Origin of the sequence: Actinomadura rugatobispora (assembly GCF_042656285.1) — a bacterium.
GTDB classification, from domain to species: Bacteria; Actinomycetota; Actinomycetes; order Streptosporangiales; family Streptosporangiaceae; genus Spirillospora; species Spirillospora rugatobispora.
Genome location: NZ_JBHSON010000066.1, coordinates 30,846 through 51,175 on the forward strand (window position 1 = coordinate 30,846; position 20,330 = coordinate 51,175).

Sequence of the window (20,330 nt, forward strand, 5' to 3'; positions counted from 1 at the left end):
CCGCACCGAGCGAGGATCCGCGACGGGCTCGGCGGCGCCGGCGCACGAGCCTCAGGCGAGCTTCATGCGCGCTTCTTGAAGGCGCGCAGGGACAGCGGGGCGAACACCAGGGAGATGCCCACGCCCCAGGCCAGGGCGATGACCGCGTGGTCCATGACCTGGCCGCCCACCAGCAGGCCGCGCATGGCCTCGCCGAGATGGCTGACCGGGTTGTTGTCCATGACCCAGGCGACCGGCCCGGGCACGCCCCGCGTCGTCGGGATGAACGCGGTGCTGAGGAGGCTCAGCGGAAAGATCACCACAAGGCCGAAGATCTGCACCTTCTCCGGCTCGCCGACCTTCAACGCGATGTAGACCGGCGTCCAGGAGAACAGCAGGACGAAGGCGAGCAGCAGCGCGAACGCCGGCAGCAGTGCCGCGACCGAGGTCTCGATCCGGAAGCCGATGGCGAAGCCCACCGCCAGGAGGACCAGCATCGACCAGGCCTGCCTGGCCGTGTCGGCGACGATCCGGCCGGCCAGGGGGGCGATGCGGCTGATCGGCAGGCTGCGGAACCGGTCGAAGACGCCCTTGGCGATGTCGCTGTTGAGCCCGAAGCCCGTGTTCAACCCGGCGAACAGCGCGTTCTGCGCGATGATCCCCGGGACCACCACCGGCAGGTACGCCTCGACGCTGCCCGCCATCGCCGGTCCGAACACGTAGGCGAACAGCAGCACGAACATGATCGGCTGGAAGCTGAGATCCAGCAGTTCCATCGGGTTGTGCTTGATCTGCACCAGACTGCGCCAGGCCAGCGTCGCGATGTTGCGCGCCGCGGTGGCCGGGGACACCCGCCGCGGCAGACCGGTCCGGACGCCGCCGCGCCCTTCCGGCTCCCTCACGCCGCGGCCCCTTCCCCGTCGGCGGCCCCGGCAGGCCGGCCGGGTCCGGCGGCGACGCGGCCGGCGTGGTGACCGGTGAGGGCGAAGAAGACCTCGTCCAGGCTCGACTTGCGCATAGAAAGCTCGGTGAGGACGACCCCGGCCTCGTCGAGGCGGCGGACCAGGGCCGGCATGATCGCTGGGTCGCCGATCCCCACCGCGACCAGGCCGTCGCGGACCTCGGGGGCCGCGCCGGCGAGCTCCGCCGCGATCCGGGCCACGGTGCCGGCCTCGGCCTCGTGCCGCGCGCGCATCTCCAGCACCTGCCCGCCCACCCGGGCCTTGAGGTCGTCGGACGTGCCGTGCGCGATGATCCGGCCGCGGTCCATCACGATGATGTCGTCGGCCAGCCGGTCGGCCTCCTCCAGGTACTGCGTGGTCAGCAGCACCGTGACGCCCTCGCCGGTCAGGCCGCGCACGATGTCCCACAGTCCGGTGCGGCTGCGCGGGTCCAGGCCGGTGGTCGGCTCGTCCAGGAAGAGGAACCGCGGGCGCCCGACCAGACCGGCCGCCAGATCGAGGCGGCGGCGCATCCCGCCGGAGTAGGTCCTGGCGGGGCGCTCGGCGGCCTCGGCGAGCCCGAACCCCGCCAGCAGCTCGGCCGCGCGGGCCTTGGACGCCCTGCGCGGCAGGCCCAGCAGCCGGCCGATCATGACCAGGTTCTCGGTGCCGGTCAGCATCTCGTCGACCGCCGCGTACTGCCCGGTCAGCCCGATGAGCCGGCGCACCTGGTGGGCCTCGCGGACCACGTCGCGGCCGTCCACCCGGGCGCTGCCCTCGGTCGGCTCGATGAGCGTGGCCAGGACCCGGGTCGCGGTGGTCTTCCCGGCGCCGTTGGGGCCGAGCACGCCCAGGACCGTTCCTGCCTCCGCCGTGAACGACACCCCTGCCAGCGCCAAGGTCCCCCCGAAGCGTTTCACCAGGCCGTCGACCTGGATGGCGTAGGTCATGCGATCTTCGGCGCGTTCCGGGACTGCTCGACGACCTTCCGGTTGTCACCCATCTGCGTCGTCGCCGCCCCGGGCATGGCGCCGGCGAAGGCGGGGCACTTGGCCGCGGCGGGCGGCAGGGTCGCCGGATCCACCCCGGCCGCCACCTCCCCCCGGCCCGGCCCGACCCGTCCGGCCGCCGAGCGGAGCCCGTCCAGGGAGAACCCGTACAGGCCGGCCGCGTTCCCGGCGAGCATGGCCGCCGTCTCGTCGACGGGCACGCCGGCGAAGGCGAACCGCATGGCCTCCCGCGAGTAGGGGAAGCTCGCCTCGACATGCGGGTAGTCGCTGCCCCACATGATCTTGTCGACGCCCACGAGCTCCCTCTTGGCGGTCTCGCTCGGGTGCAGGAAGCTCGCCCCCACGTAGCACTGCCGCTTCCAGTACTCGCTGGGGCGCAGGGACAGCTGATCGATCACATGCGACCCGTGATAGGTCACCCCCTCACCGGCCAGCCCGGAGGGGGTGCGCGCCGAGTCGAAGAACCGGTCCATGGACTGGAGCAGGGCCGGGATCCAGCCGACCCCCACCTCGGTGAACACGACCTTGAGCCCGGGATACCGTTCGAGCACGCCGCCCAGGACGAGGTGGCGCAGCGTCCGCTGGTCCCACCACTTCATCTCCATGAGGAAGAACATGTCGTCCTCCCGGCGGTCGCCCGTCCTCGGCCCCGAGCCGCCGCTGTGGCAGTTGATCGGGATGCCCAGCTCGACGCAGGTCTCCCACAGGGGGCCGTAGTGGTCGTGGTAATAGAGCGGTGGCAGGCCCGATCCCGGCGGCGCGCCCGGAAGCACCACCCCGCCGCGCAATCCCGAGTCGACGGCCGCGCGGATGTCCTCGATCGCCGCGTCGATGTCGTGCAGCATGACCTGGAACACGCCCGAGCGGCGCCCCTTCGCCATGGCGCAGAAGTCCGCCAGCCAGCGGTTGTGTGCCTGCAGCCCCGCCCGTCTGCGGCGCAGCTCCTCCGCGTTCCGCACGGCGGCCTGACCGCTTGCCAGGGAGGCGGTGGAGAAGAACGGCGGAACGGTGTTGGGGAAGAGGACCTCCGCCACGATTCCGTCCTGTTCGAGATCCCGCAGCCGGCGATCGGAATCCCAATTGCGGGAGCCCTCCTCACCCTTCATGTCCTCATAGGGAACCTCATAGGCCGCCGCCCAGCGATCGAACTCCTCGTGATAGGACGACTCCAGATAATCCCTGTACCCGAGGACCGGAGCACCGCCATGGCAGTCCACCGAGATCACGATGTGGCGGTCGTCTGCTGTGACCATGAACGCATCCTTTCCGAAGGGAACGGCGGGGGCGGCGGGGTCATGCCCGCCGCCGCCCCCACCGGGCGGATCTCACATCAGACCCGCGCGTAGACGAAGGTGAGCCCGTACTCGAGGTCGGCCGACTCGTCCAGCTCCTGCACCTCGGTAACCTCCGCCTGCTGTGCTTCCGCCGTCTCGGACTGCATGGTCCACGACTGGTCCGGAATGTTCAGGTTGCGCATTGATCGTTCACCCCCTTTCCCTGTCGGAACGTCTTGGGACATCGCCATGGGACATCTCGAGGAGACATCTCATGGACGCCGGTGGCGGCCCGTCAGAGCGACGGGCCGAAATGATGGGTCGCCGCCGCGACCACGAAGTCCATATGGGCACCGGTGATCCCATCGCCGAATCCGATGTGCACCGGCCCCGCCCCTTCGTTGAGCTGCGAATTGAACGTCCAGTCCACGTGCGGCAGGACGTGCTGGTTGGTGCCGAGCCCCAGCTCGAGGGCGTGCAGCCCGTACGCGGGGTCGGTCACCTCGCGGAGCGCGTCGGTGAAGTCGTCGCCGCCGGCGCGCACGTCGGCGAGCACACCGCCCCTGAGCCGCAGCACGATCGGCGCGCGCCGGTTGAGTTCACGCCGGAGGTCGTGCGCGGCCCGGATCCGGGCGTCGCCGGCCTCGTCGAACCGCGGATCGCGGGCGGCCAGGACACCCGAGGCCACGGCCGTGCCGTCGATGGTGAAGGGACGCGGCCGGTCCGGCCTGGGCCGGGCGGTGAGGGCGATCTCGCAGTAGCTCCCCACGCCGACCCACTGCCCGGTGGCGATGGCGGGCGAGGCCCAGGCGTCGATGCTGAGGTCGTCCGAGAGTGAGCAGACCAGGTGTGTTCCGGGTTCCCCGGCCGGGCAGGGGCCCGTCGAGACGAAGGTGATCGGGTCGGGCCGGCTCCTGAGGTCGTCGATCCACCGGCGGGACCGCTCGCAGGCGGCCCCGTAATCCGTGAGCAGCGTGAGCCGCAGTGTGTAGAGGGCCGCGTCGAGACCGGTGTCGAAGCTGGCGATGGGGACGAGCAGGACCTTGGCTTCGCGGAAGCGCTTGCGCAGCTCCTTGCTCAGCAGGACGTGCCGGAGGAAGAGGACGACGTTGGCCCCGGCGGGGAGCTCGCCGGCCTCGGCCAACGGGATGCTCGAGAGCCCGTACCGGGAGGCGGCCCGGAGCAGCGCCTCGTCGTCGCTCACCGCGTGGATTTCTCCGTCCGGGAAGACGTCGCGCAGTTTCCCGGTCGAGACCGCCGCAGAGTCGCCGTGCCCGCCGCCGGACGCAGGATGGTCCTTCATTGCACCCCACTCGTCTCGCAATTCGATGAGATTCTTGCCCGGATGCTCAAGGCAATAATGCGCACCTCCCCGAGCACTGTCAAGACACATTTCTCGGCCAGTTTCCGGACCGCTCGAAGGGGCGTGAGAGGGACTTTCGTCACGGGTTGATCCGACGCGTTCTCCCTGGTCAGCGCCTTGTCTGAGCCGGAATGAGTACATGAATTACCGCAAAATAAGTAGAGCCGTGTAACCGGTTTTCAGTACTGCGATGCGTCGGCCGTCCAGGAAAAGGAATGACCGAGGGTAGGCCATTTTCTGGCCCCGCGGCCGGGGGCGGCTCGCACGCGGCCGTCGGCCGGCGGGCGGGCACGACGACGTGCTGGTCCGCACCCGCAGGGACCCGGCGACCAAGGCATGCGCGGGTTCGGATCAGCCGGATCCCGGCAAGCGGGCTCCGTGCGGCCACGGCTCGGTGCCGGGCGGCTCGGCGCTCATCGCCTCGCCGTTGGCCTCGGCGATGGCCGTCGCGGCCTGCCGCGGAGCCACCCCGCCGGCCGCCGCGGCGCGCATCATCCGGCCCACGAGGTCGTCCATCGACTCGTCGATCTTCGCGAACGCCGACTCCGCGGTGGGCGCGATGTCGCCGAACAGCGTCCACCACCACCAGGCGTTGGCCGCGGAGTTCACCGCGAAGTCGGGCAGCACCACGACGTTCCGCCCGGCCAGCGCCGCCTCGGCGCCGGGTGTGACCGAGGCGTTGGCCGCCTCGGCCACGTACCGGGCGCGCACCCGCTCGTGGTTGCGCTCGTGGACGGCCCACGACACGGCCGCGGTCACCAGCACGTCGGCGTCGACGTCGACCCACGCGTCCCCGGGCAGCTCGCGGTCCCCGGGCGACAGCCGATCGCGGTTGATGCCGCCGTGCACGGTGCGTGCCCGCAGCATGGTCTCGACGTCGAGCCCGTCCGGATTCACCACCAGGCCGTCGGCGTCGGTGATCCCCACCACCCGCAGGCCATGGCGCGCCAGGTACCGCGCGGTGGCACCGCCCATGGAACCGAACCCCTGGATCACCACGCGGGTGTCCGCCACGCGTTCCCCGAGGTGCCGCAAGGCCGTCGTCACCGCCCGGGCCACGCCGTAGCCACCGGTCAGATCGCCGAGGCCGATCTCGTCGACGGTGACGGCGAACGCGCCCGCCAGCCGGCGCAGCCCGGCGTCGGCGCCGTCGGGCACCTGCGCGAGCGCGGCCTCGACCGAGCTGCGCAGGCCGATCTCGGCCATCAGGCCGTCGATGGTGGCCTGCCGGACGCCCAGATCCTCACCGGTGGCCCAATGGTGTTCCAGCAGCGGACGCATCGCGGCGAAGTACCGCTTGAGAACGTTCCGCGCCTCCGGATGCCGCGGATCCAGGTCGATGCCGCCCTTCGCACCGCCGAACGGGTGGTACCGATCACCGGGGCGGAAGACGACCATCTCCTTCAGCGACATGACCCGGGCCAGGTCCGTGACCTCTTGCAGGGTGCACCCGGAGCGCATGCGCACGCCGCCGCTGGCGACCCCGCGCCGGAGCCGGTCCACGACCAGGTGACCGACCACGCCTGTGACCTCGTCGGTCCAGGTGATCCGCAGGTGCGGCGCGTTCACCTCGTCGGTTCCGCTTCGGGCTGTTCGGCGCGGGCGCGCGCGACGCTGTTCCATGCCCGGCATGATCGTCGCTCGTCCCCCATTCGGCAATGGTCCGGAATGAGCAAGCGACTCGTCATTCGGCGCCCCCTGACGGTCGATCCGTAATCATTACCGAGGAGCGGCGTCATACTTTCGATGTACGTCGGGCTTGGTCCTTGTGGGGCCCTCTCGAAGTCCTTGACGTCCCAGCATGGGCATATCAGCATGATTGGCAGGAATATGTCGAAGCCCAGGCTGATCGCGCGCGGCGCGATCCACGGCGAAGCCGAGGGCGGGGAACGCGCCATGAGGATTCTCTGCGGCACGGACACACTGATCATCCGCCGCTCCCACGTCGCAGGCCACATCGGAGGGCGCGGCCCACGCCGGGGCGCCGCCGCACACACGGAAGGTGGGCACAGCACGTGGTCTTCAGCTTCATCGTGGCCAGTGAGATCGGCTTCTGGATCATTCTCGGCGCCGGCCTGGCCGTGCGCTATCTGCTCGGCCGGCGGCGGCTCGGCGCGGTGCTGCTCGCGGGTGTTCCGCTCCTCGACCTCGTGTTGCTCGTCGCCTCCTACCTCGATCTGCGCGACGGGGCGACGGCCGGACCCGAGCACGGGCTCGCCGCCGTCTACATCGGCTTCTCCGTGGTGTTCGGCCCGAGCGTCGTCCGGTGGGCGGACGAGCGGTTCGCGCACCGGTTCGTCGGCGGCCCGCCTCCGCGCCGCCCGCCCGAGTCGGGCCAGGCCCTGGTGCGCTACGAGTGGCGCAATTTCGGCAAGGCGTGCCTGACCTGGATCGTCACCTGCGGGCTGCTGCTGGCGATCATCGTGTTCGTCGACGACCCCGACCGCACCGCCGACCTCTGGCCGTGGATCAGGTCCATGACCGTCATGCTGTCGGTCTGGGTGATCTGGCCCATCGTGGCGTCGCTCACGACCGGCGGCGACGAGGACGATTCCGCGCAGGAGCAGGCCGGGGAACGGCCGCCACGGTGAAGCGCCGCTCGGCGGCGTGATGACCACGCCAACGCCGGTCGGTGCGGCCGCGCACCGGGGTGCGGACTCGTCCGGCCCGGTCGCGATGGTGTTCAACTGACCGCTCTGAGCACTAGAACGCCGGGTGCGCGTTCAGGCGGAGCGTCGTTCCAGCTCGGCGGCGAGCGAGTTCAGGCAGGCCGCGGACGAACGCACCACCTCCGCCACCATCATCGCGGCGTGCGGCGGAACGCGGTCGGCGATCTCCGTGCACCTTTCCGCGCCGGCGACCAGCGAACCCAGCCAGCGCAGCAGTTCCCGGCCCGAGTCGCTGAAGCGCAGCGCGGGATCCTGCCGGAGCTTGGTGATGAGGATGTGGGGTTGCAGCGGAACGGTCCGGGGGGCGGCCACGCCGTTCCGCTTCTTCTCCTCCCTCTCCGCGCGCTGCCCGGCGGGCACCGGATCCTCGCCCTTCTCGAGCCTCTTGCGGACGTCGTGCGCGGTGGCGGGCGAGATCCCGGCGGCCTGGGCGATCTCCCGCAGCGAGGCACCTGGGCGGGCCCGGATCACCTCGCCGGCGTGGCGACGCCTTTCGGCCGGGTCGAGCGGTCGCGCCTTGCCGTCCCGGCCGATCCGCGTGGCCGGCTGCCGTTCCGGCACGCGCTCGCGCAGAGCGCCCACCGTGGCGGTCGAGAGCCCGGTGGAGGCCGCTATCAAACGGTCCGCCCAGTGCGCGTGCGTTCGCAGGATGCGCTCGGCCGCGGCCTTGCGCTCGATCAGCGTGAGGGGCATGCCGTGCGCGATGTTGGCCTTCACCGCGGCCACGAACACGGCCTCCGGCCTCCCGTCAAGGAACCGCGCTTCGATGCGCCGGTCGCCGCGCAGCCGGCACGCCTCCAGCCGATGCAGCCCGTCGATCACCGTCATCGTCGGCCGGTGCACCAGGATCGGCGGCAGCGGCCCCTCGATCTGGGCGAGCGTCCTGACGTGTTCTTCGTCCAGTCCCTCGAGCCGCGGGGAGTCCCCGGGCCTCAGTGTGTCGATGGGGATGAGCTCGGTCAGAGGTTGTGTGAGGGAAACGGCTTCTGTGGTCATTTCGTCCTCGACGTCGGTCCGTACCGGATGAAGGCGTCAAACGCACCATCGCCGCGGCGGGCATGCCCTGTGCCGGTCCCGCTTCGTCGTGACCGCTTAAGGCCAGCGGGCCATCGTCATGCCGGCCCCATCCTCCGAGGACGATCGCGCGTGAAGGCGGCCGGCGCCTGACGCGTGATCGCACTTCAGCGGCGGATCAGGGCGAATCGGGAGCAGGGGCTTCGGGTCGGGAGCGGTTCTGGCCGTCCGGCTCGGCGGGGAGGTCTCGGGACATCGGCAAGCGTCGAGGAACCGGCGGCTTCCGCGGCCCCTCGCGTTCGATGAATCGTCCTCGTGCGGTCGGCCCGTGGCGCCGACCTGCACTGAACCGTCGAACTGCCGACCACCGTCAGGGCATTATCATATATAGCCACGGATTGCAAAGTTTCCACTCTTTGTTTGACCTGACCGGAACGGGCTCCGCCCGGATGTGCGACCTTGATCGGAAGCAGTGCGCCGGTCTAATTTTTGCAAGGTCATATCGGGCTGTCATGACCTCCATTCGGATGTCAGCCGAACGGGGGTCTTGACAACGGTCTCCGTTTCTGGAAGACGCGTCGGTCATCCGGAACCGGTCAGGCATGCTCCGGTACGGCTCCGACCGGTCATCCGCACATGCGCGAAAGATCTTCCGGATGTGATGAATGCCTGTACCAGGCCTCCGGCGAGTCCCAACGGACGGACCGCGGCCTGCGCTGGGCCCCTCCGACTACGCTCTGGCGCGCACCGTTCTCCGGTTCGCGATCGCGCTGCGCTGCGGCGGAGTGGCGGCGGCGTGCCTCGCCGCCCTTCTGGACGACGCCACCGGAGTCTCCCGCGGATGGCAGGCCGCGGCGCTCGGCGTGATGGTGGCCTGGGCGGCGTTCTTCACCGCGGTCGCCGTCCGCCGCGGCATCGGGCCGCCGCTGATCGTCTGCGACGCCGCCCTGGTGACGTCGGTCATGCTGCTGCAGCCGCGGCTCGTCTCGGTCTCGACGGTGGTCGACGAGACCACCTGGGCCATCATGCTGGCCAGCACCGCCATCTACGTCTCGCAACTCGCCCTGCGCCCGGTCGCGGGGCTGCCGCTCGCCGCCCTGGTCATCGCCGCCTACATGATCGGCGTCCCGGCGGAGACCAGCCAGATCCGCATCCTGTTCGTCCAGGCCGCGGTGGTCAGCGCGATGATGTGGCTGCTGCGCCGCGGCGGGCGGCGCGCCGACGCCATCGTCGCGGAGCGGGACCGCGAGCGGCATCGGGCCATGGCGGAGGCGGCCCGCAGGGCCGACGAGCGGCAGTACCGGGTGCAGATGCACGACTCGGTGCTGGCCACGTTGACGATGGTCGCGTCCGGGGCCGTGCGCGCCGGTTCGCCCGGCCTGCGCGAGGTCGCCCGGCAGGCGCTGGAGATCCTGGAGACCTACGCCTCGCCCCCGCCCCTCGCCGACGGGCCGCTGATCGACGTGGTGGAGCGGCTGGAACTGCTGGTCGCCCGGATGCGCCCGGCGATGTCGGTCGATCTCGCGGTCGCCGGGTGGCGCGGATCCGACCGGCCCGCCCTCGAGGTTCCCGAGCCGGTCGCCCGCGCGATCGTCGACGCGACCCGCGAGGCGCTGCGCAACGTCGCGGCCCACGCCGGGACGCGCCGGGCATCGGTGCGCCTGGAGCGGTCCGGTGACAGCGTCAGGCTGCACGTCGTCGACCACGGCCGCGGGTTCGACCCGGCCCGCGTCCCGGCCGCGCGGCACGGCATCAGGCACTCGATCGTGGAACGCATGGCCATGGCCGGCGGAACCGCCACCGTCCAGTCGCGCCCGCGCAAGGGAACCGTGGTCACGCTGCGGTGGACCTGTGGCTGAGACCTCGTCGGCCGACCCGTTCGCCGTGCGTTTCCACCGGGCGTTCGACGTGGCCACGGTCATCGCGGTCGCCCTGTGGCAGGTCGTCGCCGTCGGCGCGGCCCTCCTCGACTACCACGACCTGTACCGGTCCCCGGGCCTGGCGGTGGCGGTGTGGGGCGCCCAGCTCCTGATCATCGCGTGCGGCGCGGGGTCGCTGCTGCGCAGGAGGGCGGCCGCCGCGACGACCTGGACCCTGGTCGCGGTGAACCTCGCCACCGGCGCGGCGATGGCCGCCAACTGCCCCGCACCGCTGCAGCTGCAGACCAACTGGGCGTGGACCTCGGTCGGCCTGATCGGCGTCCTGCTCCTGCTGCATCGGCCCGTGCGCGAAGTGGTCGGCCTGCTGGCGGCGAACGCGGGGATCGTCGTCGTGACGTTGACGGCGGAGGGCGGCATGGACCGGCACGCCTTCGCCGGGGTCGTCACTCTGCTCTACGCCTCGGCCAGCATCCAGCTGGCCCTTATGGCCGGCGCCAGGGTGTTCCGGTTCAGTGGCGGCATGGCGGCGGCGGCCGCGGCCGAGCGCTGGGAGATGGCGACGCGTGAGACCGTCATCGCCGAGGTCGCGGCGGCCCGGCAGGAGCGCTACCGGGAGGCGCGAAGGCTGATCGCCGATGTCCTGCGCGGCCTGGCCGACGGCACCGTGGACACCGACGACCCGGACGTCCGGCACCGGTGCGCCACGGCCGAGGCCATGCTGCGGCAGTTGCTGGCCGAGCAGGACGACGTCCCCGACCCGCTGCTGCGTCTGCTGAGGACGGGCATCGACGAGGCCATGCGCCGCGGCGCCGTCATCGATTTCGCCCAGGTGGGCGAGGCGCCACCGATCGGCGAAGAGGCCGCCGCGGCGCTGGCCGAGGTCCCCCTGGCCGTGCTGACCGGTGCCCGCGGGCACGCCCGCGTCACCGTGGTGTCCGCCGAGACCGGGCACGTCAGCGTCTCCGTGCTCATCGACGGTGACGTCGCGGTCCCCGAGACCGCCGCGGCGCGGGGGATCACCGTCACCACCGACCGCGACAGGGACATGCTCTGGGTGGAGGCCCGATGGGACGCGCCGTGACCGTCGCCGTCATCGACGACCAGGACGTCGTGCTGTCCGGCGTCCGGACCTGGATCGCCGAGGACCCCGGCCGCCGGGTCGAGATCGTGCACGTCGGCACGGATCCCGACGACCTGCTGGGCGGACCCGCGGCGACGGCCGACGTGCTGGTCATCGACCTCCGCATCAACGGCGAGCTGGTCTTCGACCGGATCGCCGAGCTGGCCCGGCAGGGCCGCCGCATCGTCGTGTTCTCCCAGCACACCGAGCACCACGTCGTCCACCGCGCCGTGACGGCCGGGGCCCGCGCCTACATCACCAAGGAGAGCAACGAGGGGCGGCGCCACCTCATCGAGGCCATCCTGGCGGTGGCGGCCGGCGAGACCTACACCACCCCGTCGCAGGCGGGCGCGATGCTCGCCGCCACCGGCCGGCATCGCCCCAGGTTCTCCGAACAGGAGCTGCGCAGTATGCGGCTGTGGCTGGGCGGTCTCACCCATGCCGGGGTCGCGCGCCAGATGGGGATCAGCGAGCACACCGTCAAGCAGTACCTCGAACGCGCTCGGGACAAGTACGCCAAGGCGGGCCGGGAGGCGTCGACCAGGATCGACCTTTACCGCGAGGCCCTGCGCGACGGCATCGTGGACAGCTGAGAGCCCGTCAGAGGGTGTCCCAGAAGTCGCATTGGTGGGCGGTGCCGAAGGCGGTGTCGACGGTGTCGCCGTTCGGATGCAGCCGGAGGACGGGGTCGCCGGCCTTGTAGCGGGGGAACCGCGGACCGCCTTGGGCGCCGGGGGAGCCGGTGCGGGCGAACGCCGACCAGTAGCCGATCATTCGCGCCGCCAGCCTGTCCTGCGCCGGGGTTCGCCGGCCCGCGGGGTTGAAGACCCCCCAGAGATAGAACAGGTCGGTCTGGTGGAAGGCGCCGAGCGGGAACGACGGCCGGACGATCAGTTCGACGGGCACCCCGGGGTCGGCGAACTCGTAGACATAGGTGGGCACCCGTGGTGCGATCGCCCGGTTCCAGCGCCGCTGACCGCACGCGAAGCCCTGGTCGGTCAGCAGGGCCGACAACGTCGAGGCCGGATGCGGACGGGCGCCGGAGGGGTAGCGTCCGAGCACCGCGTCGGCGGGGGCGCCGAAGGCGCCGCGCACTCCGGCCTCGTAGTCCTCCGCGGTGAGCCGCTGCCCGATCGCGTCGGTGGCCTCGTACACGTAGATCGCCGATTCGTTGGCGGTGGTCCCGGTCAGCACCGGCACGCGGGCGAACCTTCCGCTGCGGAAAGCGGTGGCCGGGTCGAGCGGGAGCGTGCGCCCGCCCAGCGCCGGACTCCAGGTCTGGCTCGCCTGTGCCCGTGCCAGGGCGGCGACCGGCTTGGCGCGCAGGCAGGCGGCGGCGTCGGTGGTGTCCGCGCAGCCCAGTGCCTGCGCGAATGCCCGGCCCTGGCCGGCCGCGGCGTCGGCTGGACGGGTCTCGCAGGCACCGGCGCCGTATACGCCGCTCTGCGAGATCGCACGGTGGAACAGCCCACGCGCGGGGGGCGAGATCATGTGCGTGCAGACCGACGCCCCGCCGGCCGACCAGCCCGCGATGGTGACGTTCCCGGGGTCGCCGCCGAAGGCCCTCGCGTTCCGCCGCACCCAGCGCAGCGCCGCCTGCTGGTCCTGGATCCCGTACGCGCCCGAGGAGCCGCCGGAGTCGAGCGCTTCGTGGGCCAGGAACCCCAGCGCGCCGAGCCGGTAGTTGATGGTCACGATGGCGGCGCCGCCCTGGACGGCCATGTCGCGTGGAGCGAAGTCGGCGCCGGCGCCGAAGGCGTACGAGCCGCCGTGGATCCAGACCATGACGGGCAGCGGGCGACGGACGCCCGCCGGCCGCCAGACATTCAGGTAGAGGCAGTCCTCGGCCTCGGAGGCGGGCTTGCCCGGCCGGAAGTAGACCGTTGACTGGGCGCAGTCCGGTCCGGCCGTACCGGCGTCCCGGACGCCCCGCCAGCGGTCGGCGGGCCGCGGCGGTCGCCAGCGCAGGTCTCCGACCGGCGGAGCCGCGTACGGAATGCCCGAGTACTCGATCACCTCGCCGTGGTCGACACCGCGCACGGCACCCTTGTCGGTGTGGACGACGGTGCGGCCAGGACGCGGTGCCGCGGCGGCGGACGGGGTCAGCGCGGTCGCCGTCAGAGCGAGCGCGGTCAGGACGGTCAGGACGGCGCGCGGGAGGGGGCGAATGCACACGTTCAATGGCATGTCCCCGGCCTATCCCGACGGAAAAGCCAGATCAATATATCAATTGGTATATGCCTGTCGATTGGCGCCGCCCATTGGTCCCCACGGGCGCGGAGCGGCCGCACCTCGTGGATTTCGGGCAGGCGGGTAAATTCTCCTGGCGTGGCCGCGAGTTTCCGGGCGGACCGCGACCGGGATCCGGAGAGCGAGGGATGATGGGCACGTATGTCGTCGTCGGGGCCGGTCTCGCCGGTGCCGCGACCGCCTGGCAACTGGCCCGGAGGGGCCACGAGGTGACCGTCCTGGAGCGCTCGGTGCCGGCCAACGGCGAGGGCAGCTCGCACGGATCCGCACGGATCTTCCGGTACGCCTACCTCGACCCGTTCTATACCCGGCTGGTCGTCGACGCGCGGGTCGAGTGGGATGAGCTGGAGCGTTCGGCCGGCGAGCGGCTCATCAGCCCGACGGGCTCGCTCGACTTCGGGGCCGGGCGGGACCCGGCGGCGCTGGCCGCTGTTCTCGGGAAGCTCGGTGTCGAGCACGAGCTGCTCACCGGCGCCGAGGCGGGCGCACGCTGGCCGCGGTTCGGTTTCGACGACGGCGCCGGCGTCCTGTGGCATCCGGCCGCGGGCGTGATCGACGCCGAGACCGCGGTGTCGGCCATGCTGCGACTGGCACGGGCCGACGGCGCCCGGGTCGAGACCGGCCGGCCGGTGGCCTCGGTCGAGCGGGTGGGCGCCGGCCACCGCGTGGTGGGCTTGGACGGGCGCACCGAGGAAGCCGAGAAGGTCATCGTCACCGCCGGCGGCTGGCTGCCCGAGCTGCTCGGTGACCTCCCCCTGCCGAAGGCGTTCTCGGCAGGGTTTCCGCGGCTCCAGGTAATGCAGGAGAACGCCTACCACTTCCCGTACCGCGATGTCCCGGAAGGGCCGTGGCCGGCGTTCATCCACAAGACCCCGGCCATGCTGGTCTACGGCCTGCCCGGCGGGCGCGACGCCGCCCTTCCAGACGGCGGGGCCGGGCAGAAGGTGGCCGAGTTCAACGGCGGCAGACCGATCCGGAGCGCGGCCGCGCAGAACGGTGAGATCGACCCGGCCAACCGTGAGCGGATCACCGCGTACGTCCGGCGGACCCTTCCCGGTCTCGTCCCCGAGCCGTACGCCGAGACGACCTGCCTGTTCACCAACACCCCCACAGAGGACTTCGTGATCGACGGCGTTGACGGGATCACCGTCGCCTCGCCCTGCTCGGGGCACGGCGCCAAATTCGCGCCACTCCTCGGCCGGATCATCGCCGAGTCGGCATCGGGCGAGCGTGCGGCCCCGCGGCGGTTCCGCGTGGGCGCCTGACCTCTCCAACATCGTGGCGGACTGCTCTCCGGCATCATCCGGGGGCGTCGGTGGCGCAGTGTCCGCTAGAGGCCTGGGAGGACATCCGTCGGGGCCATGCAGGGTATGCAGGTCGATGTGAACGACGCCGAGTTCCGCCGGTTCATCGCGCATCTGCGGGAGCGCCGTATTCCGGCGAAATATCTGTACGCCGGCAGCGCGGCCGCCTTGCACGCCAGGTTCGCGATCGAGTATTCGGAGGAGTATGTCGACGGGCGGGTCGATCACGAGATCGCGACCCTGCTGGCGGCACAGGGTGCTGCCGGACCGCCTCGGCAGATCTGCGATATCGGGCCGAGCAACGGGGCGCACACTCTGCAGTTCTTACGGCGCTATGGTGAGATGGGCGGTCAGGTCACCCGCTATCTCGGACTTGATTTCAGTGAACCGTTGCTCCGGGTGGCTCGGCGGCGTCTCGAATACGTTCTCCCGGCCGAGCACGCCTTCGGGCAGTGGGATGCCGAACTGCTGCCCTCCGAACGTATCGAGTCGTGGCGCACCGACGATGTCGTGCTCATCTGCTTTCTTGGAAACACTCTGGGGAATGTCGATGACCCGGTCGGGGTGCTGCGGAATCTGCGTTCGAGCGTCCGGGAGGGAGACCGTCTGCTGCTGGGGGTCTATGCCACGCCGGTCGCGGAATCGGCCGGCGATGCGATGCGGACGTACACGCATCCCGCGGTGCGCCAGATGATCAAAGAGCCCCTGACATGGGTGGGGGTGACGGATGAACTCTTTGACTTGTCCGTGGTCCATGAACCAGGTGCGATCCATGCTCGGATCCGTCTGCGGGAGTCCATCGTCGTCAAAGGAATCCGATTCGAGGCGGGCGAGGAGATCCATTGCTTCACTTCGCGGCGGTTCGATGCCGGGCTCGTGGCGGACCTCCTGCGGCGGTCCGGGTGGGAACTGGAGCGATGGACGCGCGAAGGCGCGATCGATCACCTGGTGTCGCTCGCCCGGGCGGTCGGCTCGGGCCGGGCGTGAGCGCTCAGCCGACGGTGCCCTGAAGATGGGCCACGACGTCGCCGATGGTGGCGAACGTCGTGATCTCGTCCTCCGGAAGCTCGACCGCGAAGCGCTCCCGCACCGTCGCGAAGATCTCGAGCAGGTCGCTGCCGGCGAGGCCGAGGTCCTCCCCGAGCCTTTTGCCGAGACCGACCTCGCGCAGGGGCACCCCGATCTCCTCATGGAGGATGTCGGCGATGCCGTCCAGGATCTCCTGCTCGCTCAGAGCCACGGATGCCCCTTCCGGTCAGGATGAAAATGGTATTTAGCGCATTGAAGAGTGTTTGTCCGGACTCGTCGGACCCGTGGTGCTGGGTACGATCCATGTTCGTGGGGCCCAAGGATCACAGGTCGATATTCTCGGTCGGAATCGATTATCACGATAGTGCCCACGACCATCTTCCGTATGCCGTCCGGGACGCGGCGGACCTGGGCGCGTTCATGGCCGAGAGCGGGTTCGCGCTCTCGGCCGAGTGCCTGAATCTGGCCCAGGCGTCGGCGCGAGAGATCACGGATCGGATCGAGGCGTGGTCGGACGGCATCCGCGAACGCGGGCCCGGGGCCGGCGTGATCCTCTATCTCGCGGCGCACGGCCGGTTGCACAATGGACGCCACTACCTCCTCTCCGTGAGCAGCCCGCCGCGGCCGCCGTATTTCGGCAGCAAGGCGATCGGCGTGGAAGAGATCGTGCAGTCGATCCTCAACAGCGGGGCCGCCGCGGGACTCATCCTGCTCGACACCTGCTACTCCGGGTTCGCCGCCCAGGAGATACAGCAGGCGCTGGACAGGGCCGCCGCGGTCCAGGGGGTGCCAGGGATGGATCTCGCCGTCCTGGTGCCCTCTTTGCACCATCAGCGGTCATATGGAGGGTTGTTTGTTGAATGTGTGCTCGATTCGCTCAAAAGCGGGTCGCGGGGAGGTCATTGGAAGGACGGTGATAGATATGTTACATTGTTTGAGATGCGCGAGGAATTGAGGCTCCGGTTGGCCGATGACCAGTGCGCATATGTGGCCGGCAGGGACGGTCTTAAGATCATTCCAAATCCGCGCTATCGCGTGGACGCGGCTGATCGTGCGGTGGAGTTGGGAGTCCTGCTGCGGAATCTCCCGGCCACGGAGCGTGAACACTTCCTGCGGAAGGCGTCGAGCACCGACGCCGGCGACGTCGGCTGGTTCTACACCGGCCGGAAGGACGCCGCCCGCACGCTCACCGACTGGCTCGAGCGAAACGATGGCGGTGTCTTCGCGGTCACGGGCGCTCCCGGGTGCGGCAAGTCGGCCTTCCTCGGACGCATGGCCGTGATCACCGATCCCGGGTCGCAGGCCGCCTGCCGTGCGCTGGGCCTCCTCGACGCGGGAGCCCCTCCGGGGCCTCCGGTCGGCACGTTCGACGCCTTCGTGCACATCAAGAACCGGCGCTCCGACGACGTGGCGCGGGATATCGCTCTGCAGCTCGGGATCGACCTGACCGACTCGTCGAGCCCGGCGCGCGATCTCGTCGCCGATGTGAGCGACTCGGGACGGCGGGTCACCGTCCTGGCGGACGCGCTGGACGAGTCGGAGCACGGCGAGGAGGTCTTCGTCGCGCGGGACGTCCTGCGCTCGCTGGGGACGCTGCCCGGCTGCAGGGTCGTGGTGGGCACGCGGCGCGACACCGACGGCCGCCATGCGGTCCCGGCGGACGACGCCGGTCCGCTCCTGGAGACCTTGCGCCCGCGCAGCGTCCCCTTCGAGATCCTGGACCTCGACGATGAGGCCGGCACCAACGCCGACATCGCCCGTTACGTCGACGAGCGTCTCGCCGATCCCTCGTCCGCGGCGCGCTGGGGGCGCCCCGAGAGGCGCAGGGCCGCCGCGGTCGAGGTCGCCCGCCAGGCCCAGGGCGTCTTCCTCTACGCCCGCTTCGCGGTTCGGGTTCTCCAGGGCTTCGGCGAGCGCGTCGTCGAGGATCCGCGGTGGCGCGACCGCCTGTCCGCGGCGGTCGGCGACGAGGGAATGAACGGTGTCTTCGCGGAGGACCTGCGCCGCTTCCCCGACCCGGTCCTGATCAAGGAAGTGCTCGCCCCGCTGGCGTTCGCGCGGGGGAAAGGGCTGCCGCGGCGGCGCGTCTGGCCTGAGCTGGCCAGCGCGTTGAGCAGCGTGGGGCGCGCCTACTCGGCGACCGATATTTCCAGGACGATCAGGGAGGCGGGCTGGTACCTGACCGAGGGGACCGAAGACGGTGAGGCCGTGTTCCGCCTGTACCACCAGGCCATCGCCGACTACTTCCGGGAGGAGATGAGACGTGGACGGCGAGCCGGAGACGGAGGCGGTGATCGTTGAGCGCCTGCTGGCGCTCGCGCGGTCCGAAGGCTGGGAGAACACCAGCCCGTACATCACGCGCTACCTGGCGTCTCATGCCAGCGCCGCGGGAAGGCTCGCGGAGCTGGCGTCCGACTTCGGCTACCTGGCCGTGGCCGAGCCGGAGGTCCTCTCAGCCGCGCTCGGCACGGGACTCGAGCGAGGGATGCCCGATTCGGCGCGGTTGTACCTGCGCTGCGCCCATCTCATGCGCCGGCTCGACGTGCCCGAACGGAAGGCGCTCTTCGAACTGACCGCGCAGCAGCAGGGGCTGAGCGGGCTCGGCGTCGACGAGCCGGATCACGTCCGGTGGTGGCCGCGATGGACGCGTTACACGCCGACTCCCTATCACCGTGTTCTGGAGGGGCACCTTGGGGAGGTGCGCGCCGTGGCGTGCACGTCCCTGGACGGTCGCACGGTCGCTGTCACCGGTGCGGAGGACGGCACCGTCCGGATCTGGGATCTGGAGACCGGAGCGGCGATCCGCCTCCTCGAAGGGCATGACGGCGGTGTCCAGGCCGTGGCCGTCTTCACCCGTGACGACCGGCCGTTCGCCGTGTCCGCCGGCGACGACGCGACCCTGCGTGTGTGGGATCTGCGGTCCGGTGGGGCGGTCGGCGTCCTCGAAGGGCATTCCGGACCGGTCCGGGCGGTGGCGGTCACGACCGTCGGCGACGGCCCTGTCGCGGTGACGGGCGGCGCTGACCGGACGGTGCGGACGTGGGACCTCGAGACCGGGTCCGTGGTGCATGAGATGGAAGGGCACACGCGGGGAGTGCGTGCCGCCGCGGCCGGGGTGGTGCACGACCGGTTGGTCGCGGTGACCGGCGGGGCCGATCGGACGGTGCGGACGTGGGATCTGGTCGACGGCCGGCCGCTGCTGGTGATGAGCCACCGCACCGGATGGGTCCTGGGGGTGGCCCTCGCGCGGCTCGACGGGACGCCCGTGGGCTTGAGCGCCGGTGACGACAGGGTCCTCAGGGTGTGGGACCTCGAACGCGGAACGGTTCTGCGAACGTTCGAGGGGCACGGCCACTGGGTGCGTTCCGTCGCGGTCCAGCCGGACGGTCCCGTTGCGGTGACCGGAGGCGCGGACCGTTCCGTCCGCGTCTGGGACCTTTGCACGGGAGCGGAGACGCAGACCATGTCCGGTCATTCCACGGGCGTCCGGTCCGTCGCCGTCGCCGAGGTGAACGAGCGTCCCGTCGCGGTCAGCGTGGCGGACGACCGCTCCGTCCGCGTCTGGGACCTCAGTGCTTCGCTGGCCGCACGGGACGACCACGGTGCCGACTGGGTCCTGGGGGCCGCCATGGCGGCGGACGGCGATCGCCTGTACGCGTTGACCGCCGGCACCGACCGTGTCGTCAGGGTGTGGGACCTCGCCGACGGCACCCTCGTCCGGGAGATGAGGGGGCACACGGGCTGGATCGGCAGGATCGTCCCCACGGTCGTGGGGGGTCGGGCGGGCGTGGTCACCACGGGGGCCCACGGCGAGGTCCGGGTCTGGGACCTGCGGCGCGGGACGGAGATCCGCAGGATCCCCGGGCATCTGTCATCGGTCCTGGCCTGTGCCGCGGCGGTGGTCGACGGGCGTCCGGTCGCGGTGACGGCCGGGAACGACGGCACGGTGCGGGTCTCCGGGCTCGACGACGGAGCCGGGCGTCATGTGATGGCGGGGCACGAGGGGGGTGTCCGGGCGGTCGCGGCCGGGGAGGTGGCCGATGGACCGGTCGCGGTCTCGGGAGGCTCGGACGCGACCGTCAGGGTATGGGACCTCGGGACCGGAACCGAGACCGCGACGCTCTACGGCCACACCGGGTGGGTCAGGGAGACGGTCGTCATCCCCGAGTGCGATCTCGCCCTGTCGGTGAGCGACGACATGACGGTCCGGATCTGGAATCTGGTGACCAAGGAGCCCGCGGGTGTGTTCACCGGCCACACCGCGGCCGTGTACGCGGCGGCCGGCGGAATGCTCGGAGGGCGGCCCACCGCCGTGACGGCGGGCGACGACGGAACCGTCAGGGTCTGGAACCTGGAGAACGGCGAGCAATGGAGTATCCCGCTCGCCGGATGCTATGGACTCGCCCTCCGTGATTCGACCGTGGTCGCGGGCACGCATTTGGGTGTCAGCGTCATCGACCTGAAGTGATCCGGGGGACGGCGGGAGGTCGAACGGCA

17 protein-coding genes are annotated in these 20,330 nt (G+C 71.0%); 8 read left to right on the forward strand and 9 right to left on the reverse strand.

Annotated features, from left to right (window positions below):
• Positions 1-62: 62 nt before the first annotated feature.
• From ACFPZN_RS37005 to ACFPZN_RS37030, 6 genes are all read right to left on the reverse strand, one after another.
• Complete coding sequence (locus ACFPZN_RS37005; protein ID WP_378287144.1) at positions 63-881, reverse strand: ABC transporter permease; 819 nt, start codon at positions 879-881, stop codon at positions 63-65.
• Positions 878-1,870, reverse strand: a complete 993-nt coding sequence (locus tag ACFPZN_RS37010; RefSeq protein WP_378287145.1) for an ATP-binding cassette domain-containing protein — start codon at positions 1,868-1,870, stop codon at positions 878-880. Before ACFPZN_RS37010 ends, ACFPZN_RS37005 begins: the two co-directional genes overlap by 4 nt.
• Positions 1,867-3,183 (reverse strand): amidohydrolase family protein, encoded by a 1,317-nt coding sequence (locus ACFPZN_RS37015; protein ID WP_378287146.1) that lies wholly within the window; start codon positions 3,181-3,183, stop codon positions 1,867-1,869. Before ACFPZN_RS37015 ends, ACFPZN_RS37010 begins: the two co-directional genes overlap by 4 nt.
• A 77-nt stretch (positions 3,184-3,260) precedes the next feature.
• Positions 3,261-3,407, reverse strand: a complete 147-nt coding sequence (locus tag ACFPZN_RS37020) for a hypothetical protein (protein WP_378287147.1) — start codon at positions 3,405-3,407, stop codon at positions 3,261-3,263.
• Between the two features lie 92 nt (positions 3,408-3,499).
• Positions 3,500-4,507, reverse strand: a complete 1,008-nt coding sequence (locus ACFPZN_RS37025) for a hypothetical protein (RefSeq protein WP_378287148.1) — start codon at positions 4,505-4,507, stop codon at positions 3,500-3,502.
• A gap of 411 nt (positions 4,508-4,918) precedes the next feature.
• Positions 4,919-6,190, reverse strand: a complete 1,272-nt coding sequence (locus ACFPZN_RS37030; protein ID WP_378287149.1) for a Glu/Leu/Phe/Val dehydrogenase dimerization domain-containing protein — start codon at positions 6,188-6,190, stop codon at positions 4,919-4,921.
• 392 nt (positions 6,191-6,582) lie between these two features.
• On the opposite strand from ACFPZN_RS37030, the gene ACFPZN_RS37035 reads away from it, so the two are divergent.
• Positions 6,583-7,158 carry a hypothetical protein gene (locus ACFPZN_RS37035; RefSeq protein ID WP_378287150.1) on the forward strand — a complete coding sequence of 192 codons (576 nt, stop codon included), beginning with the start codon at positions 6,583-6,585 and terminating at the stop codon, positions 7,156-7,158.
• 132 nt (positions 7,159-7,290) lie between these two features.
• On the opposite strand, the gene ACFPZN_RS37040 is transcribed toward ACFPZN_RS37035, so the two are convergent.
• Positions 7,291-8,232, reverse strand: a complete 942-nt coding sequence (locus ACFPZN_RS37040; RefSeq protein ID WP_378287151.1) for a ParB/RepB/Spo0J family partition protein — start codon at positions 8,230-8,232, stop codon at positions 7,291-7,293.
• 803 nt (positions 8,233-9,035) lie between these two features.
• On the opposite strand from ACFPZN_RS37040, the gene ACFPZN_RS37045 reads away from it, so the two are divergent.
• Genes ACFPZN_RS37045 through ACFPZN_RS37055 form a run of 3 tightly spaced genes read left to right on the forward strand, consistent with a single transcriptional unit; the run spans position 9,036 to position 11,843 of the window.
• Positions 9,036-10,109 carry a sensor histidine kinase gene (locus tag ACFPZN_RS37045; RefSeq protein WP_378287152.1) on the forward strand — a complete coding sequence of 358 codons (1,074 nt, stop codon included), beginning with the start codon at positions 9,036-9,038 and terminating at the stop codon, positions 10,107-10,109.
• Positions 10,102-11,211, forward strand: coding sequence for a hypothetical protein (locus ACFPZN_RS37050; protein ID WP_378287153.1), 1,110 nt, complete (start codon positions 10,102-10,104; stop codon positions 11,209-11,211). Before ACFPZN_RS37045 ends, ACFPZN_RS37050 begins: the two co-directional genes overlap by 8 nt.
• Complete coding sequence (locus ACFPZN_RS37055) at positions 11,196-11,843, forward strand: response regulator (RefSeq protein ID WP_378287154.1); 648 nt, start codon at positions 11,196-11,198, stop codon at positions 11,841-11,843. Before ACFPZN_RS37050 ends, ACFPZN_RS37055 begins: the two co-directional genes overlap by 16 nt.
• Positions 11,844-11,850: 7 nt before the next feature.
• On the opposite strand, the gene ACFPZN_RS37060 is transcribed toward ACFPZN_RS37055, so the two are convergent.
• Entirely contained in the window at positions 11,851-13,437 is a 1,587-nt protein-coding gene (locus tag ACFPZN_RS37060) for a carboxylesterase/lipase family protein (protein WP_378287155.1), read from the reverse strand.
• 191 nt (positions 13,438-13,628) lie between these two features.
• Here ACFPZN_RS37060 and ACFPZN_RS37065 point away from each other — a divergent pair, with 191 nt between their 5' ends.
• Both ACFPZN_RS37065 and ACFPZN_RS37070 read left to right on the forward strand, forming a co-directional pair.
• On the forward strand, positions 13,629-14,765 hold the full coding sequence (locus ACFPZN_RS37065; RefSeq protein WP_378287156.1) for an FAD-dependent oxidoreductase: 1,137 nt from the start codon (positions 13,629-13,631) through the stop codon (positions 14,763-14,765).
• Between the two features lie 105 nt (positions 14,766-14,870).
• A complete protein-coding gene (locus tag ACFPZN_RS37070; protein WP_378287157.1) occupies positions 14,871-15,791 on the forward strand; it encodes an L-histidine N(alpha)-methyltransferase in 921 nt (306 codons plus the stop codon).
• Between the two features lie 4 nt (positions 15,792-15,795).
• Here ACFPZN_RS37070 and ACFPZN_RS37075 read toward each other — a convergent pair whose 3' ends face one another.
• Positions 15,796-16,044 carry an acyl carrier protein gene (locus ACFPZN_RS37075; protein WP_378287158.1) on the reverse strand — a complete coding sequence of 83 codons (249 nt, stop codon included), beginning with the start codon at positions 16,042-16,044 and terminating at the stop codon, positions 15,796-15,798.
• A gap of 209 nt (positions 16,045-16,253) precedes the next feature.
• Between ACFPZN_RS37075 and ACFPZN_RS37080 the strand changes: the two genes are divergently transcribed.
• Positions 16,254-18,134: a hypothetical protein gene (locus ACFPZN_RS37080; protein ID WP_378287159.1), complete on the forward strand. Its 1,881-nt coding sequence runs from the start codon at positions 16,254-16,256 to the stop codon at positions 18,132-18,134.
• Positions 18,097-20,301, forward strand: coding sequence for a WD40 repeat domain-containing protein (locus ACFPZN_RS37085; protein WP_378287160.1), 2,205 nt, complete (start codon positions 18,097-18,099; stop codon positions 20,299-20,301). The genes ACFPZN_RS37080 and ACFPZN_RS37085 overlap by 38 nt, the downstream gene beginning before the upstream one ends.
• The last annotated feature ends 29 nt before the right edge of the window (positions 20,302-20,330 follow it).

What these genes read in the sequence shown, in the direction of transcription:
- ACFPZN_RS37070 (WP_378287157.1), top strand. Translation starts at nt 14,871, where the DNA reads ATGCAGGTCGATGTGAACGACGCCGAGTTCCGCCGGTTCATCGCGCAT.
- ACFPZN_RS37080 (WP_378287159.1), top strand. Translation starts at nt 16,254, where the DNA reads ATGGCCGAGAGCGGGTTCGCGCTCTCGGCCGAGTGCCTGAATCTGGCC.
- ACFPZN_RS37065 (WP_378287156.1), top strand. Translation starts at nt 13,629, where the DNA reads ATGATGGGCACGTATGTCGTCGTCGGGGCCGGTCTCGCCGGTGCCGCG.
- ACFPZN_RS37055 (WP_378287154.1), top strand. Translation starts at nt 11,196, where the DNA reads ATGGGACGCGCCGTGACCGTCGCCGTCATCGACGACCAGGACGTCGTG.
- ACFPZN_RS37025 (WP_378287148.1), bottom strand. Translation starts at nt 4,507, where the DNA reads ATGAAGGACCATCCTGCGTCCGGCGGCGGGCACGGCGACTCTGCGGCG.
- ACFPZN_RS37015 (WP_378287146.1), bottom strand. Translation starts at nt 3,183, where the DNA reads ATGGTCACAGCAGACGACCGCCACATCGTGATCTCGGTGGACTGCCAT.
- ACFPZN_RS37060 (WP_378287155.1), bottom strand. Translation starts at nt 13,437, where the DNA reads ATGCCATTGAACGTGTGCATTCGCCCCCTCCCGCGCGCCGTCCTGACC.
- ACFPZN_RS37040 (WP_378287151.1), bottom strand. Translation starts at nt 8,232, where the DNA reads ATGACCACAGAAGCCGTTTCCCTCACACAACCTCTGACCGAGCTCATC.
- ACFPZN_RS37010 (WP_378287145.1), bottom strand. Translation starts at nt 1,870, where the DNA reads ATGACCTACGCCATCCAGGTCGACGGCCTGGTGAAACGCTTCGGGGGG.
- ACFPZN_RS37020 (WP_378287147.1), bottom strand. Translation starts at nt 3,407, where the DNA reads ATGCGCAACCTGAACATTCCGGACCAGTCGTGGACCATGCAGTCCGAG.
- ACFPZN_RS37030 (WP_378287149.1), bottom strand. Translation starts at nt 6,190, where the DNA reads ATGGAACAGCGTCGCGCGCGCCCGCGCCGAACAGCCCGAAGCGGAACC.